Consider the following 23518-nt stretch of genomic DNA (forward strand, 5'->3'; position numbering starts at 1 on the left):
GGCCGGGTCAGGTGGTGCTCTCCCGGAAGGCCAGCCGGTGCGGGGCGGTAACCTCCCGGGCGGGTGCGTCCCGCTCACCGGCCAGCCGTCCGGCGAGCAGGTCGACGGCGAGCCGGGCGATCCGTTCCTTGTCCGGGCTGACCGTGGTCAGGGTGGGGACGCTGAACCGGCCGTCCTCGATGTCGTCGAAGCCGGCGACGGCGACGTCGGCGGGAACCCGCAGACCGGCCTCGTGCAGGGCGCGCAGCGCGCCGAGGGCGAGGGTGTCGCTGAAGCAGAAGACCGCGTCCGGGCGGGCACCGGAGGCGAGCAGGTGACGCAGGGCGGCGGCCCCGTCGGCGCGGTGCCAGGCCGGCGTGGCGGCGACGAGGCGCTCGTCGTACCCGATGCCGGCATCGGCCAGGGCGGCGGTGTAGCCGGCCAGCCGCAGGCGGGCGCCGGCGCCCTCGGGGGTGTGTTGCGCGCCGACGGCGGCGACCCGGCGGCGGCCGAGACCGATCAGGTGGGCGGTCATCTCCCGGGCGGCGGTCACGTTGTCGATCATCACGTGGTCGGCCCGGCCGTGGTCCGTCCGCTCGCCGAGCAGCACCATCGGCAGTTCCAGGCCGACGAGGTCGTCGGCGGACAGCGACAGCGGACTGAAGATCAACCCGTCGATCATGTGGTCGCCGACGCCGGCGGCGGCCACCTTCTCCCGTTCCCGGCCACCGCCGGTCTGGTCGATGAGCACGGTCCAGCCGTGGTCGGCGGCGGCGGCCACCACGTGCCGCGCCAGCTCGGCGAAGTACGGCACGTCCAGCTCCGGCACGGCGAGGGCGATCACGCCGGTACGCCCCTTGCGCAGGTTGCGGGCCGACAGGTTGGGTCGGTAGCGCAGTTCGGCGATGGCCGCCTCGACCCGGGCCCGAGTCTCCGGACGGACGTGCTGGTAGCCGTTGACCACGTTCGACACGGTCTTGACCGACACCCCGGCCCGCTCGGCGACGTCCTTGAGGCGGTGGCGCACGTCCCCGCTCCCTCCCGCGTCGGTGGCCCGCGACAGATCCTTTACAACGTTGGCGACCACGGTATACAAACGCGGGGCGGTGCATCGACCGCAGTCGCTCCGAGCAGCTCAGGGAAGAGGTGGGCCCGTGCGCGCAGCGCGGATGACGATCGACCCGGCCTTCACGATCGGCCAGGTGGACCGCCGGCTCTTCGGTTCCTTCGTGGAACACCTGGGCCGCTGCGTGTACGGCGGCATCCACGAACCGGGACACCCCGGGGCCGACCCGCACGGCCTGCGCCGCGACGTGCTGGAGCTGACCCGGGAACTGGGCGTCTCCGTGGTCCGCTACCCTGGCGGCAACTTCGTCTCCGGCTACCGCTGGGAGGACGGCGTCGGCCCGGTCGACGACCGCCCCCGCCGGCTGGACCTGGCCTGGAAGACCATCGAGACCAACGCGTTCGGCCTCGACGAGTTCATGACCTGGGCGACCGCCGCGCAGGTCGAGCCGATGATGGCGGTCAACCTCGGCACCCGGGGCGTGCAGGAGGCGTGCGACCTGCTGGAGTACGCCAACCACCCGGGCGGCACCCGGCTGTCCGACCTGCGCCGCGCACACGGCGCGCAGGAGCCGTACGGGGTGCGGCTGTGGTGCCTCGGCAACGAGCTGGACGGCCCCTGGCAGGTCGGCCACAAGACCGCCGAGGAGTACGGCCGGCTCGCCGCCGAGACCGCGCGGGCGATGAAACTGATCGACCCCTCGATCAGCCTGGTCGCCTGCGGCAGTTCCGGCCGGGGCATGCCCACCTTCGCCTCCTGGGAGGCGACCGTCCTGGAACACACCTACGAGCAGGTCGACTACGTCTCGGCGCACACCTACTACGACCCGACCGACGGCGACCGGGCCAGCCTGCTCGCCTCGGCCGTCGACATGGACCAGTTCATCAGCGAGGTCGTCGCCACCGCCGACCACGTGGCCGCCCGGCTGCGGCAGACCCGCAAGCTGAAGATCTCCTTCGACGAGTGGAACGTCTGGTACCAGTCCCGCGTCCAGGCGGACCTGGACCGGCGCGGCTGGGTCGAGGCGCCGGAGCTGCTCGAAGACGAGTACACGGCAGTCGACGCGGTGGTCGTCGGCGACCTGCTGATCACGCTGCTCCGGCACGCCGACCGGGTCGGCGTGGCCTGCCAGGCGCAACTGGTCAACGTGATCGCCCCGATCCGCACCCGCACCGGCGGGCCGGCCTGGCGGCAGAGCATCTTCCACCCGTTCGCCCTGACCGCCCGGTACGCCACGGGCACCGTGCTGCGCACCGAGCCGGTCTCACCGCACTACGTCACGAAGCGGTACGGCGACGTGCCGGTGCTGGACACCGTCGCGCTGCACGACGAGGAGTCCGGCGCGCTGACCGTGTTCGCGGTCAACCGGGGCACCGACGACCTCCCCCTGGATCTCGACCTGCGGGGTCTGTCGGGGCTGCACCAGGTGCAGCACCTCGCGCTCGTCGCCGGGGACGACCCGGACGCGGTCAACACCGAGGCCGAGCCGGACCGGGTGACCCCCCGGGAGCTGCCCACCGGCACCGTCGACGGCGACCGCTGCACCGTACGCCTGCCGGGGATCTCCTGGAACCTGCTGCGTTTCGCGCCGCGCCCCTGACCCGACCGTGCCCCGACGGCGGGCCGGGTGCCGGCCGGGGCCACCGGCCGGCACCCGACGGGCGGTCAGGCGGAGGCGGGCTCCTTGGCGCGCTCCTCGGCCTCCTGGAGGGCGAGGCGGTTGCGCCGGTAGCCGTAGCAGAAGTAGACGACACCGCCGAGCGCCATCCAGACCAGGAACCTGATCCAGGTCTCGACCGACAGGTTGAGCGTCAGGTAGAGGCAGGCCAACGCGGTGAAGATCGGCAGTACCGGGGAGAACGGGACCCGGAACGGCCGTTCCAGGTCGGGGCGCTTGCGACGCAGGATCGGCACCGCGATCGAGACGATCATGAAGGCGCAGAGCGCGCCGATGCTGACCAGGTCGGCCAGGGCCGACAGCGGCAGGAACCCGGCGAGCAGCGCCACCGCGACCGTCATCACCGCCGAGATCCGGTACGGCGTCCCCCAGCGCGGGTGGATCTTCGCCACGGCGGGCGGGAGCAGGCCGTCCCGGGAGATGGCGAAGCCGATCCGACCCATGGCCACCAGGTCGACCAGGATCACGCTGGTCAGGCCGGCGACGGCGGCGATGGAGACGAGCACCCCGGCCCAGCCCGCGCCGACCGCGTTGAAGGCTGCGGCGATCGGGGCACCCCGGTCGATCTCGGCGTACGGCACCATGCCGACCACGACCAGCGAGACGCCGATGTAGAGCGTGGTGGAGATCAGCAGGGTGCCGAACAGACCCAGGGTCAGGTCCCGCTTGGGCCGCCGGGTCTCCTCACCCAGGTTCGCCACCGCCTCGAAACCGGTGTACGCGAAGAAGACCACGGCGGCGGCGGTGAGCACCCCGACGAAACCGAAGACGGAGGGTTCCAGCCCGAACAGCGCCTGGGTGACGGGCTGCTTGATCCCGTCGTCGCCGGCGCCGGCCGGCTCGGCCGGCGGGATGAACGGGGTGAGGTTGGCCGCCTTGACGAAGAACAGCCCGGCGACGATGACGAAGACGCAGATGCCGACCTTCACCAGGACCAGCAGGTTGGTGATCCGGGCCGACTCGCGGATGCCGACGATGGCGACGACGCCGAGCAGCAGCACGATGCCGATCGCCCCGACGTTGACCACGCTGCCCTCTTCGGCGAACCAGGTGCTCGGCAGGCCGAACAGTTCGGCGAGGTAACCGGACCAGCCCCGGGCCACCACCGCCGCGCCGAGCGCGAACTCCAACAGCAGGTCCCACCCGATGATCCACGCGACGATCTCGCCCATCGTGGCGTACGCGTAGGTGTAGGCGCTGCCGGCGGTCGGCACGCTGGACGCCAGTTCGGCGTAGCAGAGGGCGGCGAGCAGGGCGACCGCTCCGGCGATGGCGAACGAGATCACCACACCCGGCCCGGCGCTGTCGCGCGCCTCGATGCCGGTGAGGGTGAAGATGCCGGTGCCGATCACGATGCCGATGCCGAACCCGGTGAGGTCGCGGGCCCCGAGTCGTCGTTTCAGACCGGGGGTGCCGTCACTGCCGTCGGCGTTGCCCTGGGCAACCACGTCCCTGATCGGTTTGGTTCGCAGCACGGACACTGCGCTCACCCCTCCCACCACCGCGACCGCCCTGCTGACGGCCGGTGCCGGGCGTTGCTACCCACCCCAACCCCACCCCAATCACCCCACCAATATCAACCCCCCGTCCCCCGATAACCACTTTCGGTCACCCCCCCCATCCGCACCCTCTCCCCACCCACCCCTTGCACCCACACCCCAAGTATGAAAATTTCCTCCCATCCCCCCACCCACCCCGCCACTTCCCGCCACCCCCCTCTTCCCCCGCCTCACCCCACCCACCCCACCCGCCCTCGGTGATCAAGAGGTTTGCGTCAATTCCGGCGCGTCCGCTGACGCAAACCTCTTGATCGACTGACGCAAACCTTTTGATCACCGGGGCAGGGTGAGGGGACGACGGGTGGGGGAGGCGGAGGGCGAGCGGCCGGAGGGACGGGTGGCAGAGGCGGAGGGGCGGCAGGGCTAGCGACGGAGGAGGCGGGCGGTGGGGCGGGACCGGAGGAGGGAGAGTGTGGTGAGCAGGCTCGGGATCGGTGTGATCGGGTTGGCGCTGGTGGTGGTCGGTGGGCTCGCGGCGGGCGGGCCGGCCGCGGCCACCGGCGGGGGAACCGGAACGGCCGCGGCCACCGGTGGGGGAACCGGAACGGCGGCAGCCACCGGCGGGGGAACCGGGTCGGCGGCGGCAGCCACCGGGGGGGCCGCGACGGTCGGGCCGGCGGCCGGTGGCGGCACGGCGGGTGACGCCTGTGTGGTCGATCCGGCAGTGCCGAAGCGGCAGTTCCGGGCCATGTGGATCTCGTCGGTGGTGAACATCGACTGGCCGAGCGCGGGTTCCCGTACCGCCCCCGACCGGATCGCCGCCCAGCAGGCCGAGTACCGGGGCTGGCTCGACCTGGCGCAGCGGCTGCACCACAACGCCGTCGTGGTGCAGGTCCGGCCGACCGCCGACGCGTTCTGGCCGTCGCCGTACGAGCCGTGGTCGGAGTACCTGACCGGGGTACGGGGGCAGGACCCGGGCTGGGATCCGCTGGCCTTCCTGGTGGCCGAGTCACACCTGCGGAACCTGGAGTTCCACGCCTGGTTCAACCCGTACCGGATCTCCATGCCGGCACCCGGGGGCGCGGGCGCCGACCTGGGGCAGCTCGCCCCGGACCACCCGGCCCGGCGGCACCCGGAGTGGACCTTCGCCTACCCGCCGGCCGGCGTCGCCGGCAGCCGGCTCTACTACGACCCCGGGGTACCGCAGGTCCGCGAGTTCGTCCAGACCGCGATGCTGGACGCGGTCCGCCGGTACGACCTCGACGGCGTGCACTTCGACGACTACTTCTACCCGTACCCCAGTGGGTCCTACCCGGTGCCCGACGACGCCACGTTCGCCGCGTACCACCGGGGGTTCACCGACCGGGCCGCCTGGCGGCGGGACAACATCGACCTGCTGATCCAGGAGATGGGCGGCCGGATCAAGGCGGTCAAGCCGTGGGTGAAGTTCGGGGTGAGCCCGTTCGGCATCTGGCGCAACGCCAGCGCCGACCCGGACGGCTCGGACACCACCGGCAGCCAGTCGTACGACATCATCTCGGCCGACACCCGCAGGTGGGTCAGGCAGGAGTGGATCGACTACATCGTGCCGCAGCTCTACTGGTACATCGGCCAGTATCCGGCCGCCGACTACGCCCGCCTGGTGCCCTGGTGGGCGCAGACGGTGCGGGGCACCCGGGTGCAGCTCTACATCGGCCAGGCGGACTACAAGAGCGGCGACCCGGCCTACGGTACGTACTGGATGAACCCGCAGGAGCTGTCGGACCACCTGACGCTGAACCGGGCGTACCCGGAGGTGCTCGGCAACGTGCACTTCTCGGCCGTGCAGGTGCGGGCCGACCGGCTGGGCGCGACGAGCCGCTACGCCGCCGCGCACTACTCCCGCCCGGCGCTGGTGCCGACCATGGCGCACCTGCCGGCGAAGCCGCTGCCGCGCCCGGTGTTCACCCGCGCCGAGCGCACCGCCGACGGGGTGCGGCTGCGCTGGCGGCAGCCGGCGGGCGGGACGGGCCCGCTCGCCGACGCCACCTCGTACGCGGTCTACCGCTTCGACGGGTCCGGCCCGGTCGACGGGTGCGGCCGGGCCGACGCCGCGCACCTGCTCGGCACGGTCCGGGCCACCCCGGGGCGGCAGCAGTCCTGGGTGGACGGCACCGCCAAGCCCGGCCGGGCGTACACCTACCAGGTGACCGCGCTGGACCGGTCGTGGAACGAGAGCGCCGCCTCGCCGGCCCGGGTGGTGCGCTGACCTGATCGACCACGGACGCCCCGGGTGCCCACGCACCCGGGGCATTCGTCTGTTTCGACGTATGTCACCAATACGTCGCCTCCGCCACGCCACAGCGACCGGATATTGATCGAGACTGATCGAACTCCGGTGACCAGCCGGTGACGCACCGTACCGCCCATCCTGCGGAGGAAAACTTGTCCCGTCGTCTCGCCACCGCCCTCGCCGCCGGCACGTTCGCCCTGCTCAGCGTGCTCGGCGTCGGCTCACCCGCGTCCGCCGCGGTAAGCACCTCGCAGAAGCTCAGCGTGCTGAGCAGCTGGACCCAGACCAGCGCGAGCAGCTACAACGCCTGGAACGCCGGCCGCCTCAACCAGGCCGCCTGGGCCGACTACGGCTTCGACTGGTCCACCGACTACTGCTCGTCGAGCCCGGACAACCCGCTCGGCTTCACCTTCAACCTGTCCTGCTACCGGCACGACTTCGGCTACCGCAACCACAAGGCGATGGGGATCTTCTCGGCCAACAAGTCCCGCCTGGACAGCGCCTTCTACGAGGACCTGAAGCGGGTCTGCGCCACCTACAACTCCGTCGTCCGCCCGGCCTGCACCAGCCTCGCCTGGACGTACTACCAGGCGGTCAGCATCTTCGGTTCGGTCGCCGCCGTCTCCCAGGCCGACCTCGACCGGGCCGCCCGGATGAAGGCCGACGCCGAGCGGGCCGCCGCCCGACGCGGCTGACCACCGCCCGCACCCGACGCCCGGCCCGTCGTGCCGTCCGGAAGACCCCGGACCGCACGGCGGGTCAGGCCCACTCCTCCCGGCGGTCCGCCTCGCGGCGGCGGACCGGCCGGGGCGTCACCACGCCGGTCGCCCGGAACCGGATCGAGTCGGCCGCCATGTCCGGGTGCTCCACCGCGAACGCCAACGCCGCCGCCTCCTCCAGCCCCAGCTCACCACCCTCGCCGTACGCGGCGTCGAAGGCCGCGTCGCCGAGGATGCGGCGCAGCTCGGCCTGCTGCTGGAGCCAGTACGAGCCGTAGATGCCCGGGGTGCCGCGCAGCCGGGCCCGGGTGGCCTGGGCCGCACCGAACAGCCGGGCCGCCGTCAACGGCTCCCCGCCCAACGCGCAGCGCACCGCCACCGCGTTCACCGTGTCGCAGGCCCGCCCGTGGTAGCCGTGCCCCATCCGGGCCCGCAACGCCACCAGCAGGTGCTCGTGCGCGGCCACCAGGTCACGCCGCGCCAGCGCCACCATGCCCAGCAGCATGTCCACCGAGCGGCACCCGCGCTCCACCGGGCGGGCCGCCTCCACCGGTCGGGCCCGCCCCAGCAGCTCCGCCGCCTCGACCAGCGCGCCCCGCCGCCACAGCAGCTCGGCCAGGTGGTAGACGGCGAGCAGCGCGTCCCCGCCGACCTCCTGCTCGTTGGCCCACTCGATGACCTCCCGGCAGACCCGCTCCGCCTCGGTGAACTGCCCCATGTCGACGAGCGGCACGGCCCGCCCGGCGAGCACCCGGGCCAGCAGCCCCGCGTCGCCGGCCTGCCGGGCCGCCGCCTCCGCGCGCTGCGAGAACCGCAGCTCCTCGGCGAACTCGCCGTCCGCGCCAGCGTGCAGCGAGTGCAGGTGGTACGCCGCCGCCAGTTCCGCCTCGGGGATCGCCTCGCCGGTCTCGGCGATCCGCCCGTACAGCCGGAACAGCCACAGCCGGGCCTCCCGGGACAGCCCGCGCTCCCGCCACCACTGGTCCAGCCCGCCGGCCAGCAGCAGCCCCGCCCGGGCGCTGCCCCCGGTGGCCGACCAGCGCAGCGCCGAGCGCAGCTCACCGGCGAGCGGGTCGACCGCGTACAGCGACAGGGTGACCGGACGGCCATCCGCCCCCAGGTGGGCCCGGTGCAGCGCGTGCTGCGCCCAGGCCACGTGCCGGTCCCGGGCGGCCTGCTCCTCGCCGGTCTCGACCAGCCTGCGCGCCGCGTACGCCCGGATCGGGTCGAGCATCCGGTAGGTGCTGCCCGAGGCGTGCGGCTCGGCCAGCACCATCGACTTGTCCACCAGCACCGACAGCGGGTCGAGCGGGTCGTCACCGATCAGCCACTCCACCGTGGCCAGGTCCACCGGCCCGGTGAAGACCGCCAACCAGTGCAGCAGCCGGGCCGCACGGGGCCCCAACGTCCGGTACGACCAGGTGACCGTGGCCTGCATGGTGAGGTGCCGCTCGGTCGCCGACCGCTGCACCGCCCGGTGCGCGGCGCTCGGCGGCGTCTGGCCCGAGGCCGCGGCGACCAGGTCCACGGTGTCCTGCTGGTTGCCCGCCCAGCCCCGCTCGGGGGGTCGCTCCGGCACGCCCCGGCCGGCGTCGAGGGTGCCCAGCATGTCGTCCAGGCGGGCCGCCAACTGACCGGCCGAGAGCACCCGCAACCGGGCCGCGGCCAGCTCGATCGCCAACGGCAACCCGTCCAGCCGCTGCACCACCCGGCGCAGGTCGCCGGCCTCCGTCCACTCCGGCGGCCGGCCACCCCGGGCCGCCGCCGTACGGTCCAGCAGCAGCGCCACCGCGTCGCTCTCGGTACGCCCCGGCTGCGGGTCGACCGCCAGCGGCGGAATCCGCCACACCACCTCGCCGGGCAGGCCGAACGCCTCCCGGCTGGTGGCCAGCACCCGCACCCCGCTGCCCCCGGCGAGCAGCCGGGAGATCACCTCGGCACAGGCCGCCGGCTGGGCGTCACAGGTGTCGAGCACCACCAGCATCCGCCGGACGGCCGCGTACTCGACCAGGGTGTCCAGGATCGGGCGGCCCGGTTCCGGCCGGGCCCCGAGCACGGCGGCGATCGCGAACGCCACCAGCCCCGGGTCGGTGACCGTGGCGATGTCGACGAACCACACCCCGTCCGGGTACGCCTCCACCTGACCGGAGGCCACCTCGACGGCGAGCCGGGTCTTGCCGGCCCCGCCCGCACCGACCACCGTGACCAGCCGCTGGCGGCGGATCAGCAGATCCAGCTCCACCCGCTCGGTGTCCCGGCCGACGAACGAGGTGACCTGGGTGGGCAGGTTGTGCGCCAGCGCCTCGGCGGTGTTCGGGCGGGGGAACTGCCGTTCCAGCCCCGGCGCGACGAGCTGGAACAACCGTTCCCGGTCGTCGAAGCCGCGCAGCCGGTGCAGGCCCAGGTCGATCAGGGTCGCCCCGTCGGGCAACGGGTGGGCCAGCCGCTGCGTCGACGCCGAGCAGAGCACCTGCCCGCCGTGCGCGGCGGCGGCCACCCGGGCGGCCCGGTGCACCTCGGGGCTGGCGTACTCGCCGTCGCGGGGTTCCGCGTAGCCGGTGTGCAGCCCCATCCGTACCCTCGGCGCGGCCTCCGGGTTGGGCCAGTCGTGGGTGGACAGCGCCCGCTGCGCGGTCAGGCAGGCGGTCAGGGCCGCCGACGCGTCCGGGAAGGCGAGGAAGAACGAATCCCCCTCGGTCAGCAGCTCCGCGCCGTCGGTCTCGGCCAGGGTGTCACGCAGCAGCCGGCGGTGCTCCCAGAGCACCGGGCGGTAGTCGGACCCGAGCAGTTGCGCCAACCGGGTGGAACCTTCGATGTCGGTGAAGACGAAGGTCACCCAACCGCTCGGGAGGTGCATCCGTGGCGACATGCGTGACCTCCACCCCTGACGTCGGGTTCATGCTGCCCTATGGTCGACCGGTCACGCATCGTGAGAACGGTCGGGCGATATCAGACCCAAGGGGTCACTGATCTCGGCGCACCGGTGCGCCGGACCGTTACATCGGCCGCTTCCGGCGCGGTCGGCAGCCGATCCGGTCAGGTCAACAGCCGCAGCCGCCGCCGCAACAGCCACCGCCGGCGGCGGGCCCTGCCGGAGCGCCACCGGTGACGGAGCCGCCCCCACGGCCGGTGACCGCCACCGTGGACAGCAGCTTGACCGTGTCGGCGTGCCCCCGGGGGCAGTCGGCCGGCGCACCGGCCTCGGCCATCGGTCGGTTGACCTCGAAGGTGTCGCCGCAGGCGCGGCAGCGGAACTCGTACCGGGGCATGGGCCCACCCTACGGCCGGACCTGACTCCCCGGCCGACATGGGTGATACTCAAACGGTGGTGAGCGGCGAAGATTCGACGGAACGGCCCCTGCGCGCAGCGACCCCACCCGAGGATGTGCCCCCCGCCCCGCGACGCGGCTGGCTTCCCCGTCCCCGCCGGCCCCGCCACGACGCCCTCACCCCGCCGGCCGCCCCGGCCGGTGACGGCCCCGCCGCAGGTCCTCCGCCGGCCGCTGCTCCTGCGCCGGCCGCCGGGACGGACGCCCGTCCCGGGTCCGACGCGCCGGCCGCCCCGGGCGGCGGGACCGGACCCGCCGAGCGGGCCGCCCCGGGCGAAGGGACCAAGCCCGCCGAGCCGGCCGCCGGACCCGCCGCGAAGACCGACGGGACCGGGAAGGACGACGACGGGGAGACTTCCGAGCCGGCCGCGAAAGCCGAACCCGCGGAGAAGACCGAGCCGGCCGCGAAGACCGACGGGACCGGGGAGAGCGGCACCGGCGGCAGCGCCGCGACCGGGGCGAAGATCGGTCGGCGGCGGCGGGTGCCGTTCGCGCACGCCGTCCGGCTGCCGCCGCCCCGGCAGGCGGCCCGGGCCGCGACCCGGGCCGCCCGGGCCTGGTCACGCCGCCCCAGCGGCCGGTTGACCCTCCCCGGCCTGTTCCTGTTCGCGCTGGTCGCGGCGACCGCCGCGGTCGGTGCGGTGGTGGTGCCGGGCGCGGTCCGGGCTCCCCGGCCGGTCGCCGTGGACGACAGCGCCTCCACGGGCACCGGGGTCCCGTCGGCCGGGGCGACCACCGGGGTGCCGGTGTTCCCGGGTACCGCCGCGCCCACCCTGCCGCTGGGCGGCTTTCCGTCGGCCGGGGCCGTGCCGAGCGGACCGGCCGTGCCGCCCGCCGCCGGCCGGCCGGCCGACGCACTGGGCGACTGGGCCCGGGTCGTCGGCACCAAGGTGGGCGTCTCCCCGGTCGCCATGCAGGCGTACGGCTACGCCGAGCTGGTGCTCGCCCAGACGAACCGGAGCTGCCAGCTGAGCTGGACCACGCTGGCCGCGATCGGCTACGTCGAGTCCCGGCACGGGCAGGCCAACGGGGCGACCCTCGGGCCGGACGGCCGGGCCGTACCGGAGATCATCGGTGATCCGCTCGACGGCAAGGGTGGGCGGTCCCTGATCCGGGACACCGACGGGGGGCTGTTCGACCGGGACACCGTCTACGACCGGGCGATCGGGCCGATGCAGTTCATCCCGACCACCTGGCAGCAGGTCGGCGCGGACGCCGACAACGACGGCCGTAAGGACCCGCACGACCTGGACGACGCCGCCCTCGCCGCCGGGAACTACCTGTGCCAGGGCGGCCGGAACATGACCATCCCCGGCGACTGGTGGGGTGCCATCCTCTCCTACAACGACGTGCGCCGCTACGCGCAGGACGTCTTCGACAAGGCCCAGGAGTACGGGCGCGCAAGCCGTACGTGAGGTGATCGTCCGCATACATTGGCGGACCGGACACTTCCCCCGAAGAGCCGTTGACGGCAAGCTAGACGCGTGATGGTGCGCGAATGGGACCCCCGAACCGCGTCGTCCGCCGAGATCGGCTCCGTGCTGGACACGCTGAACGCGGTCCTCGCGGCCGACCTCCCGCAGGACCCGCCGTGGCGGGAGGACTCGCTGCGGGAGTACCTCTCCGAGGTGATGCCCGGCGAACGACGTATCTCCTGGGTGGCCCACGCCGATCCGCCGCCCGGTGGGGGTCCCGCCCCGATCCTCGGGCACGTGCACGTGCTGCTGCTCGGTGACATCGGCGTGCTGGAGGTGCTGGTGCACCCGGCGGTACGCCGCAGCGGGCTGGGCCGGGAACTGGTGCTGACCGCCGCCCGCCGGGTCTACCAGGAGGGCTTCCGGTCCATCGGCGTCGAGGTGGTCGGCGACACCCCGGCGATCGGTTTCTACTCGTCGCTGGGCTTCACCCGGGAGTACGTCGAGACCCGCAGCGTGCTCGACCTCGGCACGGTCGACTGGACGGCGCTGACCGAGATGGCCGTCGCCGTCGACCCGGGCTACCACCTGGAGTTCTACCCGGGCGGGCCGTCCGACGACCTGATCGAGGCGTACGCGCGGGCGAAGGCCGAGGTCCGCGACGTCGACGACGGCGAACTGCGCCCCAGCTCGTACGATCCGCAGCGGCTGCGGGACAGCCTCGACACGCTGCACCGGCGGGGCATGAAGCCGTACATCGTGCTCGCCCTGCACGAGCGCACCGGCACGGTGGCCGGCCTGACCGAGGTGGTGGTGCCGGTCCAGCACCCCACCCGCGCCGACCAGTACGACACCATCGTGGTGCGTGAGCACCAGGGCTACGGCATCGACCGGGCGATCAAGGCACGGATGCTGCTGGAGCTGCGGTCCGCCGAGCCGGAGCTGACCGAGGTGCAGACCTGGAACGCCCAGGCCAACGAGGCGATGCTCAAGGTCAACGCCGAGCTGGGCTACCAGCCCGACCGGGACTGGTGCGAGTACAGCGTGGACGTCGCCGAGCTGGTGCACCGGCTCGACACCCACCGCTGAGCAGGGCGGCCGGCGGCGTCCGACCGGGGACGCCGGACACCACTGTCGCGAATTCACCACATCGCCCCCGGGGGGATGGACGGCGGACAGCGGCGCACCTTAACGTGCGTTGGTTCCCGTCCACCCATCGTGGAGGCCCCATGCGCCTGCGCCGCAGATTCGCCGCGCTCGCCACCGTCGCCGTCGTCGCCGTACCGGTGCTCGGCGTCGCTCCCACCGCGGCCACCGCCGCGCCGACCGACCTGTTCATCTCCGAGTACGTCGAAGGCTCGTCCAACAACAAGGCGATCGAGCTGTACAACGGCACCGGCGCGGCGGTCGACCTGACCGCCGGTGGCTACCAGCTCCAGCTCTACTTCAACGGGTCCACCACGGCCACCACGATCGCCCTCACCGGCACCGTCGCCGCCGGGGACGTCTTCGTCTTCGCCGCCGCCTCGGCCGGCCCGGCGATCCTCGCCCAGGCCGACCAGACCACCGGCGCGAGCCTGTTCAACGGCGACGACGCGATCGTGCTGCGTCGGGGTGCCGTCGTGCTCGACGCAATCGGGCAGGTCGGCGTCGACCCGGGCAGCGAGTGGGGCAGCGGGCTGACCAGCACCGCCGACAACACGCTGCGCCGGCTGCCGTCGGTGTCCAGCGGGGACACCGACCCGTCCGACGCGTTCGACCCGGCCACCCAGTGGGCCGGCCACGCCACCGACACCTTCGACGGGTTGGGCGCACACACCCTCGACGGCGGCGGCCCGGTCGACCAGCCGGCCGTGCTGACCTGCGGCGGGACGTTGACCATCGAGGCCGGCGCGACGGGCACCCGGCAGGTCACCGGCACCGACCCGGACGACACCGTCGTCGACCTGGCGGTCGGCGCGGTCACCCCGGCGCCGGCGAGCGGCTCGATCAGCCGTACCGCGTTCACCCCGGCGACCGCGCCGGGTGGCACGGCCACCGCCACGGTCACCGCCACCGGCCTGCCCGCCGGCACGTACACGGTCACCGTGACCGCGACGGACGCCGACGGCGGCACCGCCACCTGCCCGCTCACCGTGCAGGCCAACGGGGTGCTGTCGGTGGGTCAGGTGCAGGGCCCGACCCGCGACGACGAGAACCCGCGCACCGACCGGTCGCCGCTCGCCCCGCCCAGCGGCACCGGCACCAGCCCGCTGCTGTACGACGTGCGGGGCGTGATCACCCAGAAGTCGCTGACCCGCACCTCGGCCGGTGCCGACCAGTACGGCTTCTACCTGCAGAGCCGCACCGGCACCGAGGACGGCGACCCGCTCAGCTCGGACGGGATCTTCGTCTTCATGGGCGCGTTCACCACGCTGATCGGCGGCTACGCGCCGACCGTCGGCGACGAGGTGGTGCTGCGCGGCCGGGTGTCGGAGTACTTCGACCAGACCCAGCTCTCCGGTGCCTCGCTGGTCCGCCGGCTCGACACCGGGCTCGACGTGAACACCGCCGTGACCGTGGACGACGCGGTCCCACCGGCCGACGCGACGGCGGCCGACCGGTTCTGGGAGCGGCACGAGGGGGCCCGGCTGCGGGTCCGCAGCGGCTCGGGCGTCACCGGCCCCCGGGACGTGTTCGGCTCCACCGCCGACTCCGAGGTGTGGGTGGTGGACCGGGCGGACCCGCTGCTGGCGCGGGCCGACCCGTACGCCCGCCGGGTCTTCCGGGACACCCACCCCCTCGACGACGTGCCGGGGCAGCTGTTCGACAACGGCAACGGGCAGCGCATCCTGCTCGGCGGCGGCGGCGTGAAGGCCACCGCCGGTGACTCGACGGCGCTGCTCCCGCCGGCACGTACCTTCGACACCCTCACCGCCGACGCGTTCGGCGCGGTGTCGTACGGCTTCAGCAAGTTCAGCGTGCAGCCGGAGTCGCTGGCCCTGACCGCCGGGGTCGACCCGGCGGCGAACAACCCGCCGCGCCCGGCGGACCGGGCCCGGGAGGTCGCGGTGGCGACCTACAACGTGGAGAACCTGTACGACTTCCGCGACGACCCGTTCGACGGCTGCGACTTCACCGGCAACGCGGGCTGCCCGGGGGTGTCCCCGCCGTTCGACTACGTGCCGGCGAGTGAGGCCGACTACCGGGAGCACCTGTCCGAGTTGGCCGCGCAGATCCGCACCGACCTGCACGCCCCGGATCTGATCCTGGTGCAGGAGGCCGAGGACCAGGACATCTGCTCGGTCTCCGGCAGCAGCCTCGTCTGTGGCACCACCGACAACGCCGACGGCGCGCCGGACACCCTCCAGGATCTGGCGCTGGCGATCCGGGCCGCCGGTGGTCCCGCCTACACGGCGGCGTACGACCGCACCGGCGCGGACGCCCGGGGCATCACCTCGGCGTTCCTCTACCGCACCGACCGGTTGTCGCTGGCCGGGGCGAGCGCCACCGACCCGCTGCTGGGTTCCGCGCCCACCGTGCAGTACCGGTCGGCGGGGCTGGCGTCCAACGCGGACGTGCAGAACCCGAAGGCGCTCAACGCGGTGCTGCCGGCCGACACCGACACCTCGACCGGCAAGGACGGCAACAACGTCTTCACCCGGGCCCCGCAGCTCGGCAAGTTCGTGGTGAGGGCGACGCCCGGCGGGTCGGAGTCCTACCTGCTGTACGCGCTGAGCAACCACTACTCGTCCGGGCCGGACAGCCGGGTCGGGCAGCGCACCGAGCAGGCCGCGTACGGCGCCGCGATCGTCACCGCGATCGAGGCGGCCGACCCGGACGCCCGGGTGGTGTACGGCGGGGACCTGAACGTCTTCCCCCGCCCGGACGACCCGATCGCGACCGGCGCGAACCCGACCCCGTCGGACCAGCTCGGGCCGCTCTACCGCGCCGGCTTGCGCAACCTCTGGGACGACCTGGTGGCCGACGTACCGTCGGCGGCGTACTCGTACAGCTTCCAGGGCTCGGCGCAGACGTTGGACAACCTGTTCGTCAACGACGCGCTGCACGCCGACCTGGTGCAGATCCGGGCCGCGCACGTCAACGCGGACTGGCCGGCGGAGTTCACCGGGGACGGCACCCGGGGGGCCAGCGACCACGACCCGCAGGTGGCCCGGTTCCGCAGCCAGCCGTCGCTGCGGGTGGCCGACGCCACCGTGGTGGAGGGTGACCGGGGCACCAGCACGATGACGTTCCAGGTCACCGTGTCCCGTCCGCTGTCCCAGCCGACCACGCTCTGCGCCGCCACGGTGGGGCTGACCGCGACGGTCGTGCTGGACTTCGAGCCGTACGTCGGCTGCCGGACCCTGCCCGCCGGGCAGACCTCGCTGGCGTTCCCGGTGACCGTCCGTGGTGACCGCAAGCGGGAGGCGGACGAGAAGATCGCGTTCGCGGTGGCCGGTCCGTTGAACCTGCGGTTCGCCGACCTGCTGGCGACCGGCACCATCACCGACGACGACTGACGATCCCGTACCCCGACGGCCCGTCGGTCCGGCTTCCCGCCGGATCGGCGGGCCGTCACCATTGCGGGCGCACCACGCGGGGCGGCGGTGGCACGTTGCGGTACTTCGCCACCCGCACCTCCCACTGGCTCCGGCGGCGCATCGCGTCCCGGACGGCCCGGTTACGGCGGAACGTCTCCGGCGGTCGGGCGAGCCCGTAGACGTCCGCCCACCACTCACCCGGTTCCGGGTCGAGAATCGTGTCGAGGTGCGACGGGTAGCGGCGCTCGGCACCGTCCCGGGTGTCGTCGCGGTCCCGCATCGGGGTGAGCACCCGGCCGAACTCGTCGACCACGGCCAGCCTGAAGCCGGCCGCCGCGATGATCCGGCGCAGCAGGGCGATGCTCGGCGTGAGCGCACCCGCCTCGATCCGACCCACCGTGCCGTGGTGCACCCCCGCCCAGCGCGCCAGTTCCCGTTGACTCGCGTCGGCGCGCCGCCGGACCGCCCGCACGATCCCGGCCGCCGGCCAGGGCAGGTCGTACGGCTTGCTGAGGAAGGTCGGCGGCTCGTCCTCCCGCCGTTCCTCCTCCCCGCCCGGGCCCTGCGCGCTCCTGGGGGACTCCGGCCCGGCGACCGGAGCGCCACCCGATACCGGACCGGAGGCGCAGGCCGGAGAAACCGGACCGGGGCCCGGGGCGGAATGAGCGGCGGGTCCGGGCGGCGGAGTGGAGTCGGTCATGCCGCCACCGTCGCGCCCCGCCGAGCACCGTCGCAACCCCGCTCTCGCCACCTGTGGACGACGGTGCCGCCTGTGGATAACTCCCGCGTCAACCGCCGACCTCGCCGACCACAGCGAGTAACTCTGCCGCTCGGACTCCTCCAGTTACAGAGAGTAAGGCTGAAGTCAGCAGCGTCACCACCACCAAGATCCGCAATATCCGCCCGAACTGCGGAAACGCCATTCGATCCTCGCCCCTACCCACCCCATTACCGACGCTTTGCTCTGCTGCCCTATCCGCGACGGACACCTACAGCAAGCGTCGCGCGGAAGGCAGCAGAGCAAAGTCTGCGAGGGAGGGTAGGTGAGGGTGGGCGAAGGAATACGGAGAGCGACCATCCCGATGCCGAAACCAGGGGCAGACGACGCCGACGAGGACCAGCCCTGTGCGCCGGACCGGCAGGCGGACGTCGCGGTGAGGAAGGTCAGGCACCCGGTGCCGGAACCGGGCGGTGGGGCGCGCGGTCAGCCGGGCCGGAGTCGGGCGGCGGCCGGCGCGCTCAGGATGCGACGGCGCTGCCGGATCGGGGGCCGGCAGCGCCCCGGGCCGTCGGGTCAGTAGCGCTGGCGCAGCAGCGTGGCGGCCTCGACCGCCCAGTAGGTGAGGATGACCTGCGCGCCGGCCCGCCGGATCGAGGTGAGCGTCTCCAGCATCACCCGCTCGCGGTCGATCCAGCCGTTCGCGGCGGCCGCCTCGACAGTCGCATACTCGCCGGAGACCTGGTAGGCGGCGACCGGGACGTCCACGGCGGCCCGGACCGCCGCCACCACGTCGAGGTAGGGCAGGGCCGGCTTCACCATCACCAGGTCGGCACCCTCGGCCACGTCCAGCTCGACCTCGCGCAGGGACTCCCGCAGGTTCGCCGGGTCCTGCTGGTAGGTGCGCCGGTCGCCGTCGAGCGCCGACTCGACGGCGTCGCGGAACGGGCCGTAGAAGGCGGAGGCGTACTTCGCCGCGTACGCCAGCACCGCCACGTCGGCGTGGCCGGCGGCGTCGAGGGCCCGGCGGACCACGCCCACCTGGCCGTCCATCATCCCGGACGGGCCGACCATGCCGACCCCGGCGTCCGCCTGCGCCACCGCCATCTCGGCGTACGCGGCCAGGGTCGCGTCGTTGTCCACCCCGCCGTCGGGGGTGAGCAGCCCGCAGTGCCCGTGCGAGGTGAACTCGTCGAGACACAGGTCACTCATCACCACGGTGGCGTCGCCGACCTCGGCCACCACGTCGCGGATGGCGACGTTGAGGATGCCGGCCGGGTCGAGGCCGCCGGAGCCGGTCGGGTCCCGCCGCTCGGGCACCCCGAACAGCATGATCCCGCCGACCCCGGCCTGGACCGCCTCCACGGCCGCCTTGCGCAGCGAGTCCCGGGAGTGCTGGAGCACCCCGGGCAGCGACGCGATGGCCCGTGGTTCGGTCAGCCCCTCCTTGACGAACATCGGCACGACCAGCTCGGCCGGGTCGACGCGGGTCTCGGAGACCAGCCGCCGCACGGCCGCGTTGCGACGCAGCCGGCGGGGCCGGATCTCGGGGTACGGCATGAGGGGCCTCCCAGTACGGCTAGCGGAACCTGAGCGCGGTCGGCCCCTGCACCTTCGAACCCCGACGCTGCTTCGCCGGCATGGCGGCGAGCTTCTCCCGCAGTTCGACGGCGTAGGCGGCGAGCGCCTCGACCAGGTCGGGCACCGAGGCGTGCGGCGGCTGCACGTCGACCCGCAGGCCGAACTCCGTCGCGGTCTCCGCCGTCTTGGGCCCGATGACGGCAACCACGGTACGCGCGTGCGGCTTCCCGGCGATACCGACGAGGTTACGCACCGTCGAGGAGGACGTGAAGAGCACCGCGTCGAACCCGCCCGACTTGATCGCGTCGCGGATCTCGGCGGGCGGCGGGGCGGCCCGGACCGTCCGGTACGCGGTCACGTCGTCGACCTCCCAGCCGCGCTCGGTGAGCCCGGCGGCGAGCGTCTCGGTGGCGATGTCGGCGCGGGGCAGCAGCACGCGGCCGACCGGGTCGAGGATCTCGTCGTGCGGGGAGAACTCGGCCAGCAGCCCCTCGGAGGACTGCTCCCCGGCGGGCACCAGCTCCGGCTGGATGCCGAAGGCGCGTACCGCGTCGGCGGTCGCCTCACCGATGCAGGCGATCTTGACGCCGCCGAAGTGCCGGGCGTCGAGGCCGTGCTCGGCGAACTTCTCCCAGACCGCCCGGACCGCGTTGACCGAGGTGAAGATCACCCAGGCGTACCGGCCGTCGACCAGCCCCTTGACCGCCCGCTCCATCTGGGCCGGGGTACGCGGCGGTTCGACCGCGATGGTCGGCACCTCGCACGGGATCGCCCCGTACGCGCGCAGCCGGGCGCTCATCGCCCCGGCCTGCTCCTTGGTCCGGGGGACGAGCACCTTCCAGCCGTACAGCGGACGGTTCTCCCACCAGCTCAGCCGGTCCCGCTGGCCGACGCCCTCGCCGACGGTGAGCACCACCCGGCCGGTGAAGCCGAGCGCCGCCGCGACGAAGGAGTCCACGCTCGACGTGGTGGTGTACTGCGTCTCGCCGGTCCCGTCGCCGGTCACCCCGACCCCGGTGCCGCCGTCCACCCCGGCGGCCAGCAGCCCGTCCCGCACGGCGGCCAGGTCACCGGCGTCGACCGCCAGGGCCAGCGAACCCCGGGCGACGGCGGCGGCGAGCGCGTCGAAGTCCAGCGTGCCGACGTCCTCGACGTCGGCGGCGGTGCGTACCCCGGGCAGCGGCACCCCGGCGTAGGTGGCGACGCCCTCGGCCTGGCCGACGCCCGGCACCACCTCGAAGTGCGCGGCGGTACGCGCGACCGCCTGCACCTCCTTGACCACCGAGTCGTGGCCGAACGGGTCACCGGCGACCAGGTGCACCGCGTTGAGCCCGGAACGGGCCGCGCTGATGAGCATCTTCGCCACGTCGCCCGGCACGCCCTCGGCGGGGCTGAACTGGGCGTCGGACCGGGCCTGGGCCCGGACCACGTCGAGCAGCGTCTCGGGGACTCCCCGGTCGTACACCACCTGGTCGGCGTCGACCAGGGCGTCGTGGGCCCGGCGGGTCAGCAGGCCCGGGTCACCGGGTCCGGCGCCGACGAACGCGATGCGGCCGACGGGCTTACGGGTGCGGGTCATTCTGTGCTCCCAAATTGCTGGGTCCCCGGGCCGGTGCTTCCTTCGTGGCCGAGGATCGAGTCGGCGCCGAGTTCGAGGAGTTCGGCGGCGAGTGCCTTGCCGATCTCCGCCGCGTCGGCGGGCGTTCCGGTGCGGGACAGCCGGATGTCTCGCGAACCGTCCGGGCTGATCACCGCCCCGCGCAGGTAGATCTCATCACCGGCGTCGCCTTCGGCGAGTTCGGCGTAGGCGGCGACCGGGGCGGAGCACCCGGCCTCCAGGGTGGCCAGCAACGCGCGTTCCGCGACGACCGCGGCCCGCGACGGTGCGTGGTCGAGCACGGCGAGCAGCTCGACCAGGTCTGAGTCGTCGGCCCGGCACTCCACGGCCAGCGCACCCTGGGCGGGCGCGGGCAGCATCAGCATCGGGTCGAGCGTTTCGGTGATCACGTCGGTGCGGCCGAGCCGGGCCAGCCCGGCCCGCGCCACGACGACGGCGTCGAGGTCGGCGTCCGGGCCGAGTACCCGGGCGAGCCGGCTGTCGACGTTGCCCCGGATCGGGGTGACCTCCAGGTGCAGGCCGAGGGCGTGCACCTGGGCGATACGGCGCAGCGCGCCGGTGCCGACCACGGCCCCCGGCGGCAACTCGGCGAGGGTACGCCCACCGGTGGCGACCAGCGCGTCGCGCGGGTCCTGCCGGGGTGGCACGGCCGCGACGTGCAGCCCGCTCGCCCCGGCGGTGGGCAGGTCCTTGTAGGAGTGCACGGCCAGGTCGATGGTGCCGGCGGTCAACGCGTCGCGCAACGCCGAGACGAAGACGCCGACGCCGAGGCGCTGCACCGGCGCGGACGACCGGTCCCCGGCGGTGACCACCTCGACCAGCTCGACGGCGCGGCCGGTCGCCGCGGTGATCGCCTCGGCGACGTGGCCGGACTGGGCCATCGCCAGGGCGCTGCCCCGGGTGCCGAGGCGCAGGGGGGTACTCATCGCTCACCTCCGGTGGGCGGCTGGTCGGTGTCGGTCGCCGGCACGTCGGCGACCCCGAACGAACCACGGCCGTCGACGGTGTCGACCACGTCGGGCACCGCGTCGACCCCGGAGGTCTGCGGCACCTCCAGGTCGAACAGTTCGCGCAGCAGCGCGGCGTACTGGTCACCGCCCGGTTCGGCGGCGAGCTGGCGGACCTTGACGGTGGGCTGGTGCAGCAGCCGTTGCACCACCCGGTGCACCGTGCGGGCCACCTCGGCGCGCTGGTCGTCGCTGAAGTCCGGGCGACGCTGGGCGAGCCGGCGCAGTTCGGCGGTGACCACGTCGTCGGCGCGTCCCCGCAGGGCGGCCACGGTGGGTGCCACATCGGCCCCGCGCAGCCAGCTCAGGAACGCCTCGACCTCGGCAGCCACGATCCGGCCCACCTCGGCGGCGTCGGCGGCGGCCGGGCCGTCGGCGAGCAGTGCGGCCATCCGGTCGATGTCGATCACCTCGACGCCGGGCAGCCCGGCCACCTCGGGTGCCACGTCGCGGGGCACGGCGAGGTCGAGCAGGACCAGCGGCCCCCGGTCGGGGTCACGGCGGTCGAGCGCCCGGGTCACCACGTCGACGGTGAGGACCGGTTCGGTGGCCGCGGTGGCGGCCACTACGATGTCCACTGTGGAGAGCGCGGGGACGAGTCCGGCGATCGGGACGGCGTTCGCCCCGTACGACTCGGCCAGCCGGACGGCCCGGTCGGCCCCCCGGTTGGTGACGGTGAGCGGCCCGGCGGCCCGGCGGGACAGCGTCGCCAGGCTCAGCGCGCCCATCGCGCCGGCCCCGACCACCAGGGCCGGCCGGCCGGCGAGGTCGCCGTCGAGCAGTTCGGCGGTGAGGTCCAGGGCGGCGGTGACGACGCTCTGCCCGGCCCGGTCGATGCCGGTCTCGGCGTGGGCCCGCTTGCCGACCCGCAGCGCCTGCTGCATCAGCTCGTGCAGCAGCCGTCCAGCGGTGTCCGCGCCGGAGGCCCAGTGGTAGGCGTCGCGGAGCTGGCCGAGGATCTGCGCCTCGCCGACCACCATGGAGTCCAGCCCGGCGGCGACCCGGAACACGTGGTCGACGGCGGCCGAGTCGTAGTGCACGTAGAGGTGGCTGGCGAAGGCGGCGGGCGGCGCGCCGGCCTGCTCGGCGAGGACGGCGCAGACGTCGCCGAGGCCGCCGTGGAAACCGGACACGGCGGCGTACACCTCCACCCGGTTGCAGGTGGAGACGAGCACCGCCTCGGCGACGTACGGCTGGGCGACCAGGCGGTCCAGGGTGCGGGTGAGGTCGGCGGGGGCGACGGCAAGCTGCTCCAGCGTGGCCACGGGAGCGGTGCGGTAGGACGCGCCGACGACGAGCAGCTTCACGTGCCGATCGCCTCCTGGGTGTCGGGGGTCGCGAGCCCGCCGGGCAGGGCGGTGAGGGCGGAGCCGCCGGCGGCGGGCAGCGCGGTCAACGACGCCTTGCGGTGCTCGTGGAAGGACAGGATCTGAAGCTCGATGGCGAGATCGACCTTGCGCACGTCGACCCCGTCCGGCACCGAGAGTACGCACGGCGCGAAGTTGAGGATGCTCGTGACGCCGACGGCGACCAGCTGCTCGGCCACCGCCTGGGCGGCCGGCGCGGGGGTGGCGATCACGCCGATCGAGATCGCCTCCTCGGCGGCGACCCGGGGCAGCTCGTCGACGTGCCGGACGACCAGCCCGTTGATCATCTCGCCGACCCGCGAGGCGTCGGCGTCGAACAGGGCGGCGATCCGGAAACCCCGGCTGGCGAAGCCGTCGTAGCCGGCCAGGGCGTGACCGAGATTACCCACCCCGACCAGGGCGACCGCCCGGCGCTGGGTGAGCCCGAGCACGAACTCGATCTGGTCGATCAACAGGGCGACGTCGTAGCCGACCCCCCGGGTGCCGTACGAGCCGAGGTGGGAGAGGTCCTTGCGGAGCTTGGCCGAGTTGACCCCTGCCGCCCCGGCCAGCCCCTCGCTGGAGACCGTCTCGTGGCCGGCGTCGGCGAGGTTGTGCAGGGCGCGGAGATACTCGGGGAGCCGCGCGACGGTCGCCTCCGGGAGGTCCGGGAGCGCCGGTACGGCACCGGCGCGGCCGGGCGCGCCAGGGTGACGGTGCTGACTCATGAGACTCCGTGCGGTGCGATCCTCGGCCGGCTCCGGTGCC

The 23518-nt window shown here is 73.8% G+C and carries 16 protein-coding genes; 6 read left to right on the forward strand and 10 right to left on the reverse strand.

The window, feature by feature from the left end:
• Nucleotides 1-7: 7 nt before the first annotated feature.
• Complete coding sequence (locus ACN268_RS18575; RefSeq protein WP_421484305.1) at nt 8-1006, reverse strand: LacI family DNA-binding transcriptional regulator; 999 nt, start codon at nt 1004-1006, stop codon at nt 8-10.
• 127 nt (nt 1007-1133) lie between these two features.
• Here ACN268_RS18575 and ACN268_RS18580 point away from each other — a divergent pair, with 127 nt between their 5' ends.
• Complete coding sequence (locus tag ACN268_RS18580) at nt 1134-2645, forward strand: alpha-N-arabinofuranosidase (protein ID WP_421484306.1); 1512 nt, start codon at nt 1134-1136, stop codon at nt 2643-2645.
• 65 nt (nt 2646-2710) lie between these two features.
• On the opposite strand, the gene ACN268_RS18585 is transcribed toward ACN268_RS18580, so the two are convergent.
• Nucleotides 2711-4213, reverse strand: coding sequence for an amino acid permease (locus ACN268_RS18585; RefSeq protein ID WP_421484307.1), 1503 nt, complete (start codon nt 4211-4213; stop codon nt 2711-2713).
• A gap of 757 nt (nt 4214-4970) precedes the next feature.
• Between ACN268_RS18585 and ACN268_RS18590 the strand changes: the two genes are divergently transcribed.
• Nucleotides 4971-6470 (forward strand): family 10 glycosylhydrolase, encoded by a 1500-nt coding sequence (locus tag ACN268_RS18590; RefSeq protein WP_421486930.1) that lies wholly within the window; start codon nt 4971-4973, stop codon nt 6468-6470.
• 176 nt (nt 6471-6646) lie between these two features.
• Entirely contained in the window at nt 6647-7189 is a 543-nt protein-coding gene (locus tag ACN268_RS18595; protein WP_421484308.1) for a phospholipase, read from the forward strand.
• Between the two features lie 64 nt (nt 7190-7253).
• Here ACN268_RS18595 and ACN268_RS18600 read toward each other — a convergent pair whose 3' ends face one another.
• Together ACN268_RS18600 and ACN268_RS18605 are read right to left on the reverse strand one after the other, a co-directional pair.
• Nucleotides 7254-10082 carry an ATP-binding protein gene (locus ACN268_RS18600; RefSeq protein ID WP_421484309.1) on the reverse strand — a complete coding sequence of 943 codons (2829 nt, stop codon included), beginning with the start codon at nt 10080-10082 and terminating at the stop codon, nt 7254-7256.
• Between the two features lie 172 nt (nt 10083-10254).
• Nucleotides 10255-10482, reverse strand: a complete 228-nt coding sequence (locus ACN268_RS18605) for an FmdB family zinc ribbon protein (protein ID WP_421484310.1) — start codon at nt 10480-10482, stop codon at nt 10255-10257.
• A gap of 56 nt (nt 10483-10538) precedes the next feature.
• Here ACN268_RS18605 and ACN268_RS18610 point away from each other — a divergent pair, with 56 nt between their 5' ends.
• The 3 genes from ACN268_RS18610 (at nt 10539) to ACN268_RS18620 (ending at nt 16459) form a co-directional block, all read left to right on the forward strand.
• Nucleotides 10539-11957: a lytic transglycosylase domain-containing protein gene (locus ACN268_RS18610; protein ID WP_421484311.1), complete on the forward strand. Its 1419-nt coding sequence runs from the start codon at nt 10539-10541 to the stop codon at nt 11955-11957.
• 72 nt (nt 11958-12029) lie between these two features.
• Nucleotides 12030-13046, forward strand: a complete 1017-nt coding sequence (locus ACN268_RS18615) for a GNAT family N-acetyltransferase (protein WP_421486931.1) — start codon at nt 12030-12032, stop codon at nt 13044-13046.
• A 140-nt stretch (nt 13047-13186) separates the two neighbouring features.
• Complete coding sequence (locus ACN268_RS18620) at nt 13187-16459, forward strand: lamin tail domain-containing protein (RefSeq protein WP_421484312.1); 3273 nt, start codon at nt 13187-13189, stop codon at nt 16457-16459.
• Nucleotides 16460-16514: 55 nt separating this feature from the next.
• On the opposite strand, the gene ACN268_RS18625 is transcribed toward ACN268_RS18620, so the two are convergent.
• The 6 genes from ACN268_RS18625 to ACN268_RS18650 form a co-directional block, all read right to left on the reverse strand.
• Nucleotides 16515-17180 carry a helix-turn-helix transcriptional regulator gene (locus ACN268_RS18625; RefSeq protein ID WP_421484313.1) on the reverse strand — a complete coding sequence of 222 codons (666 nt, stop codon included), beginning with the start codon at nt 17178-17180 and terminating at the stop codon, nt 16515-16517.
• Nucleotides 17181-17774: 594 nt separating this feature from the next.
• Nucleotides 17775-18758, reverse strand: coding sequence for a porphobilinogen synthase (gene hemB / locus ACN268_RS18630; RefSeq protein WP_421484314.1), 984 nt, complete (start codon nt 18756-18758; stop codon nt 17775-17777).
• 19 nt (nt 18759-18777) lie between these two features.
• On the reverse strand, nt 18778-20358 hold the full coding sequence (locus ACN268_RS18635; protein ID WP_421484315.1) for a uroporphyrinogen-III synthase: 1581 nt from the start codon (nt 20356-20358) through the stop codon (nt 18778-18780).
• A complete protein-coding gene (gene hemC, locus ACN268_RS18640; protein WP_204924777.1) occupies nt 20355-21323 on the reverse strand; it encodes a hydroxymethylbilane synthase in 969 nt (322 codons plus the stop codon). The genes ACN268_RS18635 and hemC overlap by 4 nt, the downstream gene beginning before the upstream one ends.
• A complete protein-coding gene (locus ACN268_RS18645) occupies nt 21320-22711 on the reverse strand; it encodes a glutamyl-tRNA reductase (protein ID WP_421484316.1) in 1392 nt (463 codons plus the stop codon). Before ACN268_RS18645 ends, hemC begins: the two co-directional genes overlap by 4 nt.
• Nucleotides 22708-23478 (reverse strand): redox-sensing transcriptional repressor Rex, encoded by a 771-nt coding sequence (locus tag ACN268_RS18650; protein ID WP_145921832.1) that lies wholly within the window; start codon nt 23476-23478, stop codon nt 22708-22710. Before ACN268_RS18650 ends, ACN268_RS18645 begins: the two co-directional genes overlap by 4 nt.
• Nucleotides 23479-23518 lie beyond the last annotated feature (40 nt).

The sequence above is a fragment of the Micromonospora sp. WMMD735 genome, from assembly GCF_049178995.1.
Lineage (GTDB): Bacteria > Actinomycetota > Actinomycetes > Mycobacteriales > Micromonosporaceae > Micromonospora > Micromonospora wenchangensis.

Bases quoted from the DNA above. Each gene is read 5' to 3' on its own strand.
- hemC (WP_204924777.1), bottom strand. From the start codon at position 21,323: ATGAGTACCCCCCTGCGCCTCGGCACCCGGGGCAGCGCCCTGGCGATG.
- ACN268_RS18625 (WP_421484313.1), bottom strand. From the start codon at position 17,180: ATGACCGACTCCACTCCGCCGCCCGGACCCGCCGCTCATTCCGCCCCG.
- ACN268_RS18650 (WP_145921832.1), bottom strand. From the start codon at position 23,478: ATGAGTCAGCACCGTCACCCTGGCGCGCCCGGCCGCGCCGGTGCCGTA.
- ACN268_RS18635 (WP_421484315.1), bottom strand. From the start codon at position 20,358: ATGACCCGCACCCGTAAGCCCGTCGGCCGCATCGCGTTCGTCGGCGCC.
- hemB (WP_421484314.1), bottom strand. From the start codon at position 18,758: ATGCCGTACCCCGAGATCCGGCCCCGCCGGCTGCGTCGCAACGCGGCC.
- ACN268_RS18615 (WP_421486931.1), top strand. From the start codon at position 12,030: ATGGTGCGCGAATGGGACCCCCGAACCGCGTCGTCCGCCGAGATCGGC.
- ACN268_RS18605 (WP_421484310.1), bottom strand. From the start codon at position 10,482: ATGCCCCGGTACGAGTTCCGCTGCCGCGCCTGCGGCGACACCTTCGAG.
- ACN268_RS18600 (WP_421484309.1), bottom strand. From the start codon at position 10,082: ATGTCGCCACGGATGCACCTCCCGAGCGGTTGGGTGACCTTCGTCTTC.
- ACN268_RS18590 (WP_421486930.1), top strand. From the start codon at position 4,971: ATGTGGATCTCGTCGGTGGTGAACATCGACTGGCCGAGCGCGGGTTCC.
- ACN268_RS18620 (WP_421484312.1), top strand. From the start codon at position 13,187: ATGCGCCTGCGCCGCAGATTCGCCGCGCTCGCCACCGTCGCCGTCGTC.